Origin of the sequence: Methanosarcina sp. DH1, from assembly GCF_020804205.1 — an archaeon.
Taxonomy (GTDB): domain Archaea; phylum Halobacteriota; class Methanosarcinia; order Methanosarcinales; family Methanosarcinaceae; genus Methanosarcina; species Methanosarcina vacuolata.
The window spans coordinates 137260-153656 of sequence record NZ_WJBJ01000021.1 but is presented as its reverse complement, the minus strand read 5'-3'; the positions used below and the strand labels follow the sequence as shown (position 1 = coordinate 153656).

The following is a 16397-nucleotide window of genomic DNA, read 5'->3' as shown; positions in this document are numbered from 1 at the left end:
AGTTTGATCCGGAAAAATTTATACCCCGGCAATAAAAGCAATGAGCGCAAAGAACATTGCGATCTTGAACATTTTAGAAGATTTGGTAGGATTGTTGCAAGCAAGAAGCTGGTAGATAGCTGCAAGAAACCCAAGGTCTGCCAGAAGGACAAGGTAAAGATAACGCAGGCCAAGTACCGACAGAAGGTAAGGAAGAGGGCTAAAAACTACGGCCAGAAACCCTATAAGCACTGCAAGGTAGCTTGCTTTTTTTGCTCCGACCCGAAGAGGTAAAGTATCTGCCCCTTCCATTTTATCGCCCTCCATATCCTCAATATCCTTTACAATTTCCCGGGCAGTAATCGCAAGGGCTGCAAGCAGGAATAGCACAAAAAGGGCTTTAAGTCCTTCAAGTCCAAAAACCGAGGCTCCAAATAAAAAAGTAGAGCCGGTAAGGTAGCCTATACTCAGGTTTCCAAAAAGAGGGGTACCTTTGAGGGTTTTTGCGTAGAAAATTAACATTAGCGAATTAAATAAGGCAATAACCCCGCAAATTGGGTTGATTGAGAAAGCCAGAAGTGTCCCGAGGGCAAACAGGACATAAGAGAAATAAAGGGCTTCTTTTAAATTCATCCTGCCTGATGGAATAGGCCTATCAGGGCGATTGATTGAGTCTATCCTGACATCAAAATAGTCATTAATGGTATTTCCTGCGCCTGAAATCAAAAATACGACCAGGAATACAAGGCCTGATAAAAAGAAAGGAAATTTTTCAGGGCTATAAGAACTGGAAGCATTAGAGGTCAGGATATTAAAAGCTATCAATGTTCCGATTACGGCTGCAAAACTTGCCATGAAGCAGTTTTCGTATCTCATAATCTCCAGATATGTGCGTACGCCTGCAGACATCACAACAAAGCAGTATTATAAAGTATTAAAGGTATCGGATTTTCTCGCCCGAGTTCCGTCACCCGAGCCCCTTCTCGGAAGGATAGTGCCCTTTTTGCTCACTTCGTTCGCTCAGAGGAATGATTTATTCATGTTTTGTTTTGGGTTACGCGGCGGAAGTGGTTATGACTTTTTTAATAAAAGGCTTAACTGCGACCCTGTTGAAAAAAGGCTTAAGTAAAAACCCCTGGTAACATTTGAGTTTGGAACTCTTGCTCCCAAACCCTATCCGGCGTGATAAACCGGCGCAAAGGTTTGTGATAAATCGACGCAACGGTTGCAGCACAGCGATTTCGGTTCAAGGCGTCTGATCTGATTGATCTCTTCTCAATAGGAAGAATCAAATTGTACTGAACTGGGCCCAAAACTCAAAATTACTTCTCTTAATCCGTATTCAGAATAAACAATCGAGTTTTTTATCGTGGAAATTAGTTCCGAATTTCCGATTAATTTGGGAATAAAATTGATTTTGGGATGGAATCCATATGATATGTCACATAATTTTAGGAGTATATTTATCGAAAGGATAATATTAAGTAAAACAAAGTTTATTTCTTGCTGTTCTTCCCTTTGATAGCTAGTAAGTATTAGTCAGCCTCAAAATAACAGGCAGATGTAATCAATGTGATTCCTGACCTTTAAATCATGTTTTGCTTCTGCCATTACTAAGTTCAAAACATTGGCTTTGAACAAAGAATGTCTGAGACTAACAACTTTAGACTAACAACTTTAAACTAACAACTTTAAACTAACAACTTTAAACTAACAACTTTAAACTAACAACTTTAAACTAACAACTTTAAACTAACAACTTTAAACTAACAACTTATGGGAAAAATCTACGAAACAAGCTGCCTCAAAACTACATTTAATTCTACAAATAGAATAATGTGCTATACTTCAAGGCAAATGCATACATGAATTTCAGAATATTTTTCGATATGAATTTAAAGTCAATAATTTAATTATCCAATTGTAGAAATGAGTCGAGTTTTGAGACAAACTGTAAAGTAAATCCTTGGATATTGTTTCTATAAATTACATGGTTACTTGTCAATAACTTACTTGCATACCAGACATTTCTGCTTACAGACGTGTGGGTGGAGGCAAATAAAAAATGAAAGCCGGTTTTTGTAATTCACTATTTTATATAATGTTGATAATGCTAATAATCCTCGGAATGGCTCCCGGCATGGTACATGCTCTGGGGGACAACGAAAGCTCAGTCTCAGATAGTGGAAGTTCAGATACAGGAGATTCAGTCTCAGACAGTGGAAGTTCAGATTCAGGAGATTCAGTCTCAGACAGTGGAAGTTCAGATTCAGGAGATTCAGTCTCAGACAGTGGAAGTTCAGACACGGATACCGGAGACTCAAACACAGACAAAGGGGATTCAGACTCTGTATCCGATAATGGAAGTTCAGATTCTGGATCTGATAATGGAAGTTCAGACTCTGGATCTGATAATGGAAGTTCAGACTCTGGATCTGATAATGGAAGTTCAGATTCTGGATCAGATAATGGAAATTCAAGCACTGATCCGAATGATGGAGGTTCAGACTCCGGATCTGATAATGGAAGTTTAGACCCTGGATCTGATAACGGAAGTTTAGACCCTGGATCAGATAATGAAAGTTCAGATAATGGAAGTTTAGACCCTGGATCAGATAATGAAAGTTCAGATAATGGAAGTTTAGACCCTGGATCAGATAATGAAAGTTCAGACCCTGGATCCGATAATGAAAGTTCGGATACAGGAGATTCAGTTTCAGATAATAAAAGTTCAGATACAGGAAATTCAGACTCCGGTGACGCAAACTCAGGCGAAAGTTCAGATAGTGGAAATTCAGGCACCAAAAACTCGGATACCGTAAGCTCAGATACAAGCTCGGATACTGGGAACTCAGACACCAAAAACTCGGATACCGTAAGCTCAGATACAAGTTCGGATACTCAAACCTCGGATAACACAAGTTCAGATAATGAAAGTTCAGGTACCGAAAGTTCGGATACTATAAGTGCAGATAATGAAAGTTCCAGTGCAGATAACGAGAGTTCCGATACCGGAAATGATGACTCAAATTCTTCTAGCAATTCGGGTATGACTCTTGTTTCCAGTGAGCCCGCGAACAATATTGCTGTTAGGGAACTTGCCACCGAGAGTATCATAAGTGGTTATCCTGTCCAATTCAATTTTGCAAAAAATGTTACATGCATCGTAAAGATTGAATTTGACCCGAAAAAGACGTTCAGAAAAACAACAACAGTTGTAGAAGAACTTAAAAACAGATCTACCCTTGTCCCGACCTCTCCTGAAGGCACAGCATATAAGTATGTAAATATCTGGGTAGGAGATCGTGGAGCAGGGCTGCCTACTTCCATTAAAAGTGGGTTTGTGGAGTTCAAAGTTGAGAAGGCATGGATCAAAGATAATAATATAAGTGAGGCTCAGGTAGTTCTTCAAAGATATGATAATAACTGGCAGCCACTTTACACGGAAAAAGTTGGAGAAGACGAGAATTATATTTACTTTAAATCGGAAACTCCTGGATATTCCTTCTTTGCAATTACGGAATATACCGGGCAAAATATAATGAAAATCAGTGGGGCAGGAAAAATACAGGAAACCCTTAGAAACCTGGGAACCGAAGGAAGAGCAGTTCTTTACGGAAGTGCAGGAAATGAGAGCAGTATGATAAAGAATCCAATGGGAGCAGCCAGGATACTTATGGCAATTTCCTTACCGCTTTTCATGCTGCTTGTTGGATATGGCATATTTAAGAAAAAGATCTGAGAAAAATGTACGTTAGATGAAATATGTGAGAAATGAAGTATGTGAGAAATGAAGTATGTGAGAAATGAAGTATGTGAGATTCTCTTCTCACCTGCTTCTTACTATTTTTCATATCATTAAAATTAAGTGAATCTCACATGCAAGTTTAAAACACCTGATGTTTATCGAATTTTTACCGCGAGCATTCGATCAAGTGCTTCTTTTGCTTTGATCCTCACATCGTACGGGACAGTGACTATGTGCTGGACTTTTTCAAGAGAGACCAGGACTTTTTCAAGATTAACCATTTTCATGCTCGGGCAACAGGCAAATTCCGATATGCAGTAGTGTTTCTTTTCGGGAGCTGCCTTATGTAGCCCATGAAGGAGTCCGCATTCCGTACCTATAATGAACTCTTTTGCAGGAGAGTTTTTTGCATACATTATCATCCCTCTCGTGCTTGCTATATGGTCTGCAAGATCCAGAACTTCGGGGCGGCATTCGGGATGTGCAATAAACTTAGCTTCAGGATGTTTTTCCTTCATTTTGAGGACATCCTCTCTCAGGATCTGGTGGTGCGTTGGACAGTGCCCCTCCCATGGAATAATTTTTTTGTCAGTCCTGGCTTCTACATAGGCAGCCAGGTTTTTATCAGGCACAAAAATAACCTCGTCAGCTTCCAGGGAGTTTACCACCTCTACGGCATTTGCAGACGTACAGCAGATGTAAGACTCGGCTTTAATGGCAGCCGAGCTATTAACATAGCAGACCACCACTGCATCAGGATGTTTTTCTTTTTCTCTCCTGAGACCTTCAATATCCACCATTTCTGCCATAGGGCAGGTGGCATCAATTTCGGGGAGGAGGACCGTTTTATCAGGACAGAGAATTGCAGCGCTTTCTCCCATAAAATGGACACCGCAAAAAACAATGACATCAGCAGTCTGGCGGACAGCCTCCTGGCTAAGGCCAAGTGAGTCTCCTACAAAATCTGCAATATCCTGAACCTCAGGACGGGAATAGTAATGAGCAAGAATAACTGCATTTCGTTTTATTTTGAGTTCTTTGATCCTTTTTATTAGCTCTGCTTGCTGCATGGGACCACCATAAGTTTTTGGAATAAAGTCCGGAAATAGGGATCCGGATATGAGATTGAAGATCAAGCTTAAAATAACCAGTTCAAATATAAGGTTTTAACAGGCGAATGAACGTAAAAAGAAGTGCAACGACGAAAATTCCATTCCGTGCGCTCTTTTTGCACACATGCCATTTGCTCCTGAGAGCTTACGTGCTTAACTCTCCCGCACTATATAATATTTGTGAATAATATTTGTGAGCTTCCGAGTTGCACCTGATTCTTGTAACCCTTTTGAAAAAACTGCTTGCTCACGAGCCTTTTCAAAAAAGGCTTGAGCGAAAACGACCTGGTCGGACGACCTGGCTGGTATCGTTAGGAGGCACCACGCTTGCGCTCAAGTGGACTAATTTAGAAGTAAAAATCTCTGCTCTTTCGCTTAATGAACCAGTAAGATATTGCATTATTTACTGTGTGAGTAAAATAGTGCAGTATACTAACTTTAAGTGTTTCGTTATTAATTCAGGTTCCGATCTGGACCGGGCTCAGGATCTTTTTCAGGGTGGAAATTGCAGAAAGGGCTGCAAGGTAACTGGTTTTCGGATTTTCCGGGGAGGGAAGGTTTTCGACTCTTGTGGAAAGTTTCCCGAATTCGCCTTCTACAGTTATCTCATGTACATTTCTGGACAGAGTAGGGTCAGCGATTACTCTTACTTTTGTCCGTTCAAAACCTATGCCTGCCAGGCTTATTGTGGCTGCAACATTGACATTTGCTGGAAAGGCTTTAACTGCTTCCGAGGCAGTCCCTTCAAAAAGCAGGGTTTCTTTTTCGATTGTTTCAAGCTTGATTCCCAGAGCTTCAACATGGGGAGCCCCTACAAGGCCCATAGGCGGTTTTCTGGTAGTAAGGGTAACTGATGATATTTCCGCGGCTGAGGCAGAGTTTATTCCATCGATACCAGCAACGGCGCCTGAAGGGAAATAAAGTTTGCAGTTATTCTGCTCTGCAAGTTTGAAGAGCCTTTCTCTGAGTTCTTCGTCCGCAAAAGCGCCTACACTCATAACCATGACATCACGCCCAGCTTCAAGAGCTTGCGGTACTATTAACCTGACAGCTTTTTGAGAGGCACTTTCTATAACAAAGTCTACATTTTGCAGTAGTTCCTCAATCGTCATTGAAGCAGGACTGTACCTTTTCAGGGAGGCTGTAAGTTCCAGAACTTTGCTCTTAGAAGAGTCGGAGATAGCATACAACTCCGCGTTAATAACTCCTTTGTCAATAGCCTTGCAAATCTGTCCACCAATAAATCCGCAACCAATAACTCCTATTTTCAGCATTTCAGGCTCCTGTAAATGATCAATAAACCTTGATCTTTAGATTTTAGTACCCGGCTTTAAAAGCCTGAGGGCCGGGTTACTCTATTTCTTTCCTTCTTTTAAAGCCTTCTGTTGAGATTATTGAGACTATTGAGATTAGTGAGATTAGTAAGATTAGTGAGATTAGTAAGATTAATGGGAGGAAAAATCAAAACGCCCGTACCTCTTATAAATCCGTCCAACATAAAATAGCAGGGTAAAAATCATGCTTATCAAAGAGGTTGAAAGCTTTATAGAAGAAGATCTGGGATACGATGATGTCTCTTGCACCATTGTACCTGACAAACCTGCAGAAGCTATTATTTTCACAAAGGAAGACTGTACTGTTGCGGGGATTAAAGAAGCCGAATCAATTTTTTGCTATCTTGGAATTCAGGCTGAAACCACTCTTAAAGACGGTGATCGCCTAAAAGAAGGGGAGATCATTTTCAGGGTAAAGGGAGGAGCAGTATCCATTCTCAGGGCAGAGAGATTGGCCCTTAATTTCCTCGGGCACCTTAGCGGGATTGCCACTCTTACCCGGGCATGCGTGGATACGGTAAGGAAGTATTCCGTGACTACAAGAGTAGCCTGCACCAGAAAAACCACTCCCGGTTTAAGAAAGTTCGAAAAGCTGGCTGTAGCTGCGGGCGGAGGAGACACTCACAGGTTTAACCTCTCTGACTCGGTTATGATTAAGGATAACCATGTCAAACTAATGGGAATAGAAGCCGCAATTGAGGCCGCAAAAAAAACCAGCTTCACCCGGAAAATAGAAGTCGAGGTAGAGTCTGTAGAAAACGCTGTGCTCGCTGCAGAGCTGGGAGTTGATATCATAATGCTGGACAATATGAAGCCTGAAGCTATCCAAAAAACCCTCCAAACACTTAACAGAAAAGGGCTTAGAGACTCAGTTATTGTGGAGGCATCCGGAGGAATTTCCCAGGAAAACCTTGAAAGTTATGCAAAAACAGGAGTAGATGTCATCTCTATGGGCTCCCTTATCCATAAATCAAGATGGATAGATATGAGCCTGGAAATCGTAAAATAATAAGCTATTGTCATGACAATTTAATTATTGAGCATAATTTTTGATAGCTTCTCATCAACATATGGCGATTCAGAGGAAATATGTTACTAATAACTAAATTTCCAAGACAATTATTAAATAATAAATATAAAAACAAATATAAAAATAGTTTTTGTGTTAATTTTTAGTTTTATCCTATTTTTAGCTCCGTTTTACCTTATCAGTTTTAACGGGGCTAACCTTTTGCAGGTGTTAATTCCCCAGAAAACAGCCACTATCACAGTTCTTATTTTCATTCATTAAAAGAAAGCTGGTTCAGGTTACATCGTAAGTTTATCTTCAGCTGCTTTAAATGTCACGCTGCTTTAAATGTCACTCTGCTTTGAATGTCACAATAACTCATCATTTTAGTGGATTTATTGAAATTTAATAACAATTAAGAAAATTTAGTTAATTTTATGTAATACTTTTACTTTCTGAACTTAGAGGAAAGTAACATGAAATTTAATTATAGTAACAAAGTATCTAAAGTTATTTTAATTGGAATACTCATTGCTGCCCTTATAGTGACTTCAGGGTGCGCGAACAAATCCACATCTAGTGATAATGGATCGTCTCCATCAGAAACTTCAGGAGTTTCGGACGCTGATAAGGCAGCAGAATCTGGAGAGTTGACACTCACGGACGGATTTGGCAGGGAAGTTACCATACCTGAAAGTGTGGAACGGGTTGTTTGCTCGGGAGCCGGATGCCTGCGTTATCTTGTATACCTGCAGGCTCAGGACGATGTAGTAGGAGTTGATAGCTTAGAGAAAGAGGAAAGCGCGTTTGAAGGTCGTCCCTATGCTCTTGCAAACCCGCAGCTCAAAGATTATCCCCTTATTGGAGAATTCAGAGGCAAAGATGATCCTGAAAAGATAATTGCCATCAGCCCCCAGGTCGTTCTGAAAACCGGAACAAGCGGCCAGTCGGCAGCAACCAATGGGGCTGATGCCGATACGCTTCAGAATAAAACTGGCATTCCTGTTGTCATGTTCCCTTACGGCTCTTTAAAGAACGAGGAGCAGAAAGCCGAAATGTACAATTCACTCCGGATAATGGGTCAGGTAGTAGGCAAACAGGAAAGAGCAGAGGAAGTAATCAATTATATCAATGCTACGATGCAAGACCTGGAAAACAGGACTGCCGACATTCCGGAATCCGAAAGAAAGACTGCCTATATTGGTGGTGTGAGTATGGCTGGAGCCCATGGGATAATCTCAACGGAACCTGCTTATCCACCATTCCTCTGGGTGAATGCAAATAATGTTGCAGCCGGAATGGGTGCAGAGCATGCGGATATTGCCAAAGAAGCACTTGTAGACTGGGACCCAGAGTACATATTTATCGATATCGGCACTCTCCAGGTTGGTAACGAAGGAGCAATTGGAGAGCTTAAGAATGATACGTCTCTCTCAGGACTCTCGGCTGTAAAGAATAAAAAGGTCTATGGAGTGATTCCATACAACTACTACAGCACCAATTATGAGTCTGTGCTTGCAAACGCTTATTTTGTAGGAAAAGTGCTCTATCCGGACAGGTTTGAAGATATCGATCCGGAAGCAAAAGCCGACGAAATTTATACCTTCTTCCTTGGTAAACCTGTATTCTCTGAACTTAATGGACAGTACGACAACCTTGGGTTCAAATCGATTCCACTATGATTGAGGTATAAAAAATTCGTTTTACCAATCGATAGTTTCGAAAGATTACATGAAGTAATTTTTAGTATCGGAGTCTGCTCAAAAATTACTTTATACAATTTTTAGATATTGCTAAATTATTTCAGTCGAATACCCCGCTAGCTTGCTGCGGGGATGGAAACTTCCCCGGTAACCGTTGATGACTATATAATTATCAATTCCATTTTTCGGTTGTTAACTTCTGCTCAAACTAAACCGTTTAGGGTTACTATTTCCTTTGACGGAATTTCGAGCGGTGGCGCGAACATACCCCGTTGCTTGCAGCGGGGTGCGCCAGCGCAACTTTGATTTTTTATTTTATTTTGTTGTATTTTTATCTTATTTTTTTAATTTTAGTCTACTCTTTAGTTCTGATTTCATTGAATTAATTTTTCACGGAGTTAACATTTTAAAGTAATTGTTCTGCCAAAAAACAGCCAGCATCATAGTTTTTCATTTTTAATAGTTAAAAGCAAGTCGGTTAAAGTTACACCATAAGTTTATACTTATCTGGCTTAAAAAATCACAATAGCTCATTATTTTCAAAAAATTAGTTAGATTGGATATTAAATTAAGAGAATTTCGTTAATTTTATGTAATACTTTTACTCTTTGATCATAAAGGGATGTAACATGAAGTTTAATTATAGTAATAACATATATAAAATTATTTTTATAGGATTGCTCATTGCTGCCCTGGTAGTGGCTTCAGGATGTGCAGATAAGTCCTCATCTGATAAGGATCAGAACGGATCGGCTTCAGCAGAAGCTTCCGGAGTTTCAGGTGCCGACAAGGCAGCAGAATCTGGAGCGTTTACACTCACGGATGGGTTTGGCAGGGAAGTCACCATACCTGAAAATGTCACCAGGGTTGTTTGCTCAGGAGCCGGATGCCTGCGTTACCTCGTATACCTGCAGGCTCAAGATGACGTAGTAGGGGTTGACAGCATGGAAAAAAAGGAAAACAAAAACGATGGTCGCCCTTATGTATATGCGAATCCCCAGCTCAAAAACTATCCTCTGATTGGAGAGGCCAGGGGTAAAGACGACCCTGAGAAAATCATTGAAGTTAACCCTCAGGTTATCCTGAAAGCCAGTATGATTGGACAGGCAGCAGCACCTACTGCCACTGAAGCCGAAGTCCTTCAGGACAAAACCGGTATCCCTGTGGTCTCATTCCCTTACGGGTCTTTGAATAATGAGACACAGAAAGCCGAAGTGTACAGCTCTCTGAGGATAATGGGTAAGGCAGTAGGCAAACAGGAAAGAGCAGAGGAAGTAATCAATTATATCAATGCTACGATGCAGGATCTTGAAAACAGGACTGCCGACATTCCGGAATCTGAAAGAAAAACTGCCTATATTGGCGGGGTCGGTATGGCTGGAGCTCATGGAATAATCGCTACAGAACCTGCTTACGCGCCGTTCCTCTGGGTGAATGCAAAGAATGTCGCAGCCGGAATGGGCACAGAGCATGCGGATATTGCTAAGGAGGCACTCATAGACTGGGATCCCGAGTATATATTTGTCGATGTTGGTACCCTGCAGCTTGGTAACGAAGGTGCAATTGGAGAACTGAAGAATGATACATCCCTTGCAGGACTCTCGGCTGTGAAAAATAAAAAAGTCTATGGAGTAATCCCTTATAATTTCTACAGCACCAACTATGAGTCCGTACTTGCAGACGCTTATTTTATCGGAAAAGTGCTCTACCCGGACAGGTTTGAAGATATCGATCCGGAAGCAAAAGCTGACGAAATATACACTTTCTTCGTTGGTAAACCTGTATTTTCAGATCTGAACGGAAATTACAGCAATATGGGCTTTAAACAAATTCTGCAATAAGATGGAGGGTATAAAAAGGTGCATTTTGCCAAAGGAGCAGTTCCAGAAGATTATCTTGTGTACATACGCAGAAAATACTTCTGGCTAATGGGGGGGCTTCTGTTCCTCTTCATTATGCTTATTTACTCGATCTCGGTAGGAGAAGTGACAATACCACCTAATGAAGTGCTGCAAACCATAACGGGACACAGCGTTTCTACAAAATGGGATTTAATTATCTGGAACATCCGGCTCCCTCAAGCTCTGGCTGCAATAGTTGCAGGAGCCGGGCTCTCGGTTGCAGGGGTTGCAATGCAGTCTATACTGCGTAATCCCATTGCATCTCCTTTCACGCTTGGAATTTCAAATGCCGGTGCTTTCGGAGCTGCAGTGTCTGTTGTGGTCCTCGGCACCGGAAAAATGCAGTCCACAGTTGCAAATGCTGTGACAATCAACAACCCTTACCTGACAACAACGGTAGCTCTTTTCTTTTGCCTTCTTGCGACAGGAGTGATCCTGCTAATCTCGAGTATAAGGGGGGCTTCGCCCGAGGTAATGGTACTTGCAGGAGTTGCGCTTTCTTCCCTCTTTACCGCAGGCACGGCATTCCTCCAGTACTTTGCTGACGATACCCAGCTTGCAGCAGTCGTTTTCTGGACTTTTGGCGATGTCGGAAGAGTAACCTGGACGGAACTTGAGATAATGGCTGGCGTTGTGCTGCTTGCAGTTATATTTTTCGTTGCCAATTGCTGGAACTACAATGCCATAGATGCAGGCGATGAGACCGCAAAGGGTCTCGGTGTCAATGTGGAAAGGACAAGGTTAGTAGGCATGGTAATCGCAGCCCTGGTTTCTGCAGTGATTGTTGCATTTCTTGGGGTTATAGGGTTTATAGGGCTGGTCTGTCCTCATATGGTCAGAAGGGTCATAGGGGATGACCAGCGTTACCTGATACCTGGCTCTACTCTGTTTGGAGGAATCCTGCTTCTGGCATCAGACACTGCGGCAAGGCTCATAATATCACCATATGTGCTTCCCGTATCTATTCTTACTGCTTTCATGGGAGCACCGGTTTTCATATACTTACTTCTTAAGGGGTACAAACGATGATACTTTCAGTAGAGGAACTTGAATTTTTGTATCGCAACCGTAAAATTCTCCATGAAATAGCTTTTTCCATCGAGGAAGGAGAAATTGTAGCAATCCTTGGGCCCAATGGGGTTGGTAAGACTACACTTTTAAAATGTCTTAACAAAATTCTCCGCCCAAAAGGAGGAACAGTTCATCTTGATGGAAATAACATTTTTGACCTTGGAACAATGGAGATCGCGCGCCTTGTTGGGTATGTCCCCCAGCGGGTAGAAACCGGAAGGCTGACAGCTTTTGATGCAGTCCTGCTTGGAAGGCGGCCCCATATCAAGTGGGACGTTACCGTAAAAGACCTTCAAATAGTCGATTCTGTCTTCAAGTTACTTTCCATGGAAAAACTCCGCCTTTCATATATCGATGAAATGAGCGGCGGGGAGCTCCAGAAGGTTGCAATTGCACGTTCACTCGTACAGGAGCCAAAAGTCCTCCTCCTTGACGAACCTACAAGCAGCCTTGATATGAAAAATCAGGTTGAGATTCTGGCCATTATCAGGCAGATTGTCCTTGAGCACAGAATTGCAGCCATAATGACAATGCACGACCTTAACCAGGCCCTCAGGTACGCAGACCGGTTTATTTTCATGAAGGGGGGGAAAGTCCACGCGCAAGGGGGCGCCGAGGTAATTACACCTAAGGTGATCGAGGAAGTGTATGGCTTGCCTGTAATTATCGGGGAGATTGCAGGTATGCGCTGTGTGGTTCCTGGAAGCCCTGAAGTAGCACTTGTACATAACCTGTAAAAACCAGCAGCAAGTAAGGAATTCTCTCAAGACTGGGTATATAACAATTTCAAAAGTAGTCCGAAAGAATAAGGTCAGAGAAAAAAGTAAAAGTAGATTTTAAAATAGCGGTGCGGTTTGCCAGAGAGGCAAAACCGACCAGAGAAAGATTTCCAGGTTTTTACCTGGTAATCATCATTTCTGCAGTTTCAGGTTTGTAGAACCAGTCTCTCGGAAGTACCTTTTCCTGCTGGTAGTACTTAACAAGCCTTCTGATCTTGGATTCAGTAAGGTTAAGGGCACGCTTGTTGTGGACGTCTTTCTTGTTAACAGAAAGGTGCTTCCTGAGCCTCAGGGCTTTCACAATCAGATTGGTAAGGTCTTCCGGAACGTTTGGAAGAGCATTGTTCTCCTTAAGAATGGCTGTGATCTTCTTACCTGTGACAAGCTTGGCATCAGGAACCCCGTAACGGTCCCTTAAAGTCATCCCGATTTCGGAAGTAGAGACACCCTGTTTCCAGAGGTCAAGAGTGATTGTAGTAACTTCTTCTGCGCTGATCTTGCACCACTCAGGCGGCTCGGTTCTGATTGGCCTGGTGGAAGCAGACTTGCCTTTTCTTTTGGTATGCATTTTTGCCATAATAATTCTCCTGATATCAATTGATCGATGCCCTGAAGAGGACCCTTCGGGCTGAAGTTATATCTTTACCGACTATAACGGACCAACACATCGATCGGGAGATTTAATCCGCCACAGCAAACTGCTGCGTGGCTTTTCAGGAATTCCTGGAAAAGCGTAAGTTTTTCGGTAAAAACATCACTAGAGAACGCACCATAACATATATATTTTGTGTTGGGCAGGGAAGCGTCTGTCTCCGTTCAGATCGAGAAGTTTCAGTGGTAAACGCTTTCCATAAGCACATTTTATCTGAGTATATATTCAGATTCTATATCCAGGTTCATGAATTAGAGTTCCAGAAGCTCAAAACTATTCGCGCCCCACCCGGATTTATCTGCCTATAAACAGACTCGACATGCGCATCGCGAAGGGCTCGGGCTTCGGAAAGGTTTTCAGCTTCAAGAACGGAATAAACCGTTTCGTTGACCTCATCTGAGAATTCACCTTCAAGCTCGCTCCGGATTTCACTTTTTATATACTCTGTCGTCATGCCTTCAAGTAAAGATAACTCGGCTGTTGATGCATTTTCAGAAAAAGCCTCGGAATTAATTGGGAACCCGGCTTCAAGTAAATCCAAAAAATATACCGCAAAAGCTTCTTCTCCGGACTTTCTCTCTACAGGATTTTCAGAAACTCCATAGATAAGGGTCTGGAAAGATTCATCATTTTCTTCCCCAAACCCCGCCCCAAAATAATCCGATGGAAAGAGCAGCTCGGTAAGTACCTCTGCACCTTCGAGGGCTGCTGCGTCAAGTGAATCATTAAAAGCCTGGAAGAGTATCTTGCTGGCTTCTTCATCTGAAGAGTTCAGAGAAGCTTCAAGTACTGAGTCATTAACAGAAGCAAGCAGAACAGCTTTTGAAGGAGGGTTGGAATAAAGGGGCATGGAAAGCTTTGTACTTTGTCGGATTGCATTTGCAGGAGGTTCTTCACCAATAATAAGCTCGCTTTGTACAGGAAAAGCTTCCACAGGATGCCAGTAAGCCTCAAACCTGTAGGAAAACCTTCCCGCGGCTTTCTGATCTATATATGCTGAAATGAACTCCTTGTTTCTGGAAGAATAGTCTGCAGCAAGAGGATTCAGGAAAACTAAAGAGTCATTATTCGAGATCGCAAGGGAAAGGGAAAGATATTCCGCAACCAGGTCAGCAAACGTCCTGTGTTTCTGCTCTTTCCCGAAGAGGGCGTGAGAAGAATTTTCCACAACTGAGTTTTCAGGTATTGATATATTAAGAGCTCCAAGAGGGGAAATCTCGTATTCGAAATTCTCAAGTTTACAGGAAAGCAGTGACTCAAGCAGATAAACGTCAAGTTCCGAAGAAGTGACATATCCGGCTGCATAATATTGTTTTTCTGCCTGCATGGAAGGTATTAGCAAGATACCTGCAAGTGAAATCAGGACAAGCAAAAAAAGGGCATCAAAAACCGTGAAATAACCTGAACATTCCGCAGTCATCTTGCCTTTTTTCTTTGGGAATTGCCAGGGGATTTCAGGAACTATTGGATATCTTACTTTATTCTGCTCTCTTATTCTTAATTCCCCGCTTCTCTTTATGGGCTCTCCGGTTATCTTCTCTTTCATGTAATTTCTCTCATTTTCATGCAATTTCTCTCATTTTCATGCCAGATTTCTCATTTTCAGGTTCACTCTAATTTCCATCCAGCTTTTTGAGTTTTCACGCGTTTTTTCGACCTTCCATTCGATTCTTCAATTTCCATGTACCTTTTCAAATTTTTATATGGCTTTTTAATTTCGATGTAATTTTTTAACTTATCTCCGGCTCTTTAATTTCGATGCAATTTTTCTAACTTCTCTCCAGCTTTTCTCATTTGCTGACTCCCTTTTTCAGTTCCATTCTGTCTTATAAATCACCACAGTAAGGGTTCCGGGGACCGATTCGGCAGGATTCAGTTCGATAACAACGGGCACAGAGGCTGCAACTTTTTCCAGGCCGTCGGCAAAAGCATCAGGCTCGGCATCATCTGGTTTGATCTGCCAGTGCCACTGGCCGTCTCCTGTCCGGACTTCAACCAGAAATCGGTAATTCCTGGAAAAAGCTGCAAAAAGCCTTTCTCTTTCGTTAGCTCCATTCGGGCCCGAAAATGTGTCAAGTGAAGCTGCCGAAAGCAAGCCTGTGCTTTCCGCTTCCAGAGCAGGAGAATCTGCCAGGTTTTCAGCAATAAAAGATGCGATCTCGTAATTTTCAAGAGCAAATGAACGGTCTTCGTATCCGAGGTAGGTCTGTGACATCAGGGCTGCGAAAACCATAAAACCTATCACTGCAAGGGCTACGGAGAGTAGATCGGTATGAGGTTCAAGCACCCCACTTTCGTCCCTGGACATTAACGCACATGTTTTTTTCACAGGTTTTAAGGCAGCTTCGAGCCGAGCTGTAGCTGTGAGCCGCTTTTTGAGTATAACTTCGAGAAGATTACCGGTAAACAGGGAGTCATTGATAAACAAGGACACAGCCAAAAGCAGAGACCCCCTCCTCATCTTTCGTATAAATGAATTCTTTCTTTAATGAAATATTTTCATCCGGGTTCAGGACTGCTTCTTCGGCCCCCAATACCTGGAGAAAAGCCCTAATTTCAGAATAATCGGCTGTAAGAGGAGTTTCCTCGTTGCCTGGAGCTCCAAATTCCTCACTGAGTTTTTCGTGCAGTATAGATTCGTTAAAAGGTAAAACCCTGAAGGCGAAGGGCTTTACAGCCCTGAAACTCCGTTCTCCGGACTGGGCTTCCAGACAGACATATTCTCCAGAAATCCGTACTTTTATATCTCCCGCAAAAGGCAAATCCCTAAAAATTTCCTGTTCACTGAAACAATAGGAAGATTCACGAAATTCATCTTGAGACCCGCTCTGAAATTTCTCCTGAAATCCCTGTTGATTTTCGGCCTGGGAATTGCCCGATCCTGAATCATCTGATCCTGAATTGCCTGATCCGACCTCATCTACTGCAGTTTTAAAGCCCAGAGCAAGAAAATCAAGCTTTTCCTGGGTTTCAAGCCCCTTGAAACTTGCAATCAAATTAAAAAGTGCCGCAAAAAGGATAACGCTTGCAAGAATTAGAGCCGCTTTTGAAATCAAGAAATCGGCCCATGCAGAGTCATCGCGAGCAAAATCCCTCACAGCAGATCTTC

Annotated in this window: 13 protein-coding genes; 6 read left to right on the top strand and 7 right to left on the bottom strand. The window is 42.2% G+C overall.

The window, feature by feature from the left end; genetic code table 11:
- Positions 1–18: 18 nt before the first annotated feature.
- Positions 19–888, bottom strand: coding sequence for a geranylgeranylglycerol-phosphate geranylgeranyltransferase (locus FXW07_RS11900; RefSeq protein ID WP_229395622.1), 870 nt, complete (start codon positions 886–888; stop codon positions 19–21).
- 1201 nt (positions 889–2089) lie between these two features.
- On the opposite strand from FXW07_RS11900, the gene FXW07_RS11895 reads away from it, so the two are divergent.
- Positions 2090–3721 (top strand): PGF-pre-PGF domain-containing protein, encoded by a 1632-nt coding sequence (locus FXW07_RS11895; protein WP_229395621.1) that lies wholly within the window; start codon positions 2090–2092, stop codon positions 3719–3721.
- A 161-nt stretch (positions 3722–3882) separates the two neighbouring features.
- On the opposite strand, the gene nadA is transcribed toward FXW07_RS11895, so the two are convergent.
- Both nadA and FXW07_RS11885 read right to left on the bottom strand, forming a co-directional pair.
- Positions 3883–4797, bottom strand: a complete 915-nt coding sequence (nadA, locus tag FXW07_RS11890) for a quinolinate synthase NadA (RefSeq protein ID WP_229395620.1) — start codon at positions 4795–4797, stop codon at positions 3883–3885.
- Positions 4798–5297: 500 nt separating this feature from the next.
- Entirely contained in the window at positions 5298–6113 is an 816-nt protein-coding gene (locus tag FXW07_RS11885; RefSeq protein ID WP_229395619.1) for an aspartate dehydrogenase, read from the bottom strand.
- A gap of 244 nt (positions 6114–6357) precedes the next feature.
- On the opposite strand from FXW07_RS11885, the gene nadC reads away from it, so the two are divergent.
- The 5 genes from nadC to FXW07_RS11860 all read left to right on the top strand — a co-directional run bounded on the left by nadC (position 6358) and on the right by FXW07_RS11860 (position 12594).
- Positions 6358–7182 (top strand): carboxylating nicotinate-nucleotide diphosphorylase, encoded by an 825-nt coding sequence (gene nadC / locus FXW07_RS11880; protein ID WP_229395618.1) that lies wholly within the window; start codon positions 6358–6360, stop codon positions 7180–7182.
- A 476-nt stretch (positions 7183–7658) separates the two neighbouring features.
- Positions 7659–8864, top strand: coding sequence for an iron ABC transporter substrate-binding protein (locus FXW07_RS11875; RefSeq protein WP_229395617.1), 1206 nt, complete (start codon positions 7659–7661; stop codon positions 8862–8864).
- 650 nt (positions 8865–9514) lie between these two features.
- Positions 9515–10726: an iron ABC transporter substrate-binding protein gene (locus tag FXW07_RS11870; protein WP_229395616.1), complete on the top strand. Its 1212-nt coding sequence runs from the start codon at positions 9515–9517 to the stop codon at positions 10724–10726.
- An 18-nt stretch (positions 10727–10744) separates the two neighbouring features.
- The gene (locus tag FXW07_RS11865) at positions 10745–11815 is read left to right on the top strand and encodes an iron ABC transporter permease (RefSeq protein ID WP_048118380.1); all 1071 of its coding nucleotides are present in this window, start codon (positions 10745–10747) and stop codon (positions 11813–11815) included.
- Positions 11812–12594 (top strand): ABC transporter ATP-binding protein, encoded by a 783-nt coding sequence (locus FXW07_RS11860; protein ID WP_229395615.1) that lies wholly within the window; start codon positions 11812–11814, stop codon positions 12592–12594. The genes FXW07_RS11865 and FXW07_RS11860 overlap by 4 nt, the downstream gene beginning before the upstream one ends.
- Before the next feature lie 160 nt (positions 12595–12754).
- On the opposite strand, the gene FXW07_RS11855 is transcribed toward FXW07_RS11860, so the two are convergent.
- The 4 genes from FXW07_RS11855 to FXW07_RS11840 form a co-directional block, all read right to left on the bottom strand.
- Positions 12755–13213, bottom strand: a complete 459-nt coding sequence (locus tag FXW07_RS11855; protein ID WP_048118374.1) for a 30S ribosomal protein S15 — start codon at positions 13211–13213, stop codon at positions 12755–12757.
- A gap of 319 nt (positions 13214–13532) precedes the next feature.
- Positions 13533–14834, bottom strand: coding sequence for a hypothetical protein (locus FXW07_RS11850; protein ID WP_229395614.1), 1302 nt, complete (start codon positions 14832–14834; stop codon positions 13533–13535).
- Between the two features lie 264 nt (positions 14835–15098).
- Positions 15099–15722, bottom strand: a complete 624-nt coding sequence (locus tag FXW07_RS11845; protein WP_229395664.1) for a hypothetical protein — start codon at positions 15720–15722, stop codon at positions 15099–15101.
- Positions 15703–16386, bottom strand: coding sequence for a hypothetical protein (locus FXW07_RS11840; RefSeq protein ID WP_229395613.1), 684 nt, complete (start codon positions 16384–16386; stop codon positions 15703–15705). The genes FXW07_RS11845 and FXW07_RS11840 overlap by 20 nt, the downstream gene beginning before the upstream one ends.
- Between the last annotated feature and the right edge of the window lie 11 nt (positions 16387–16397).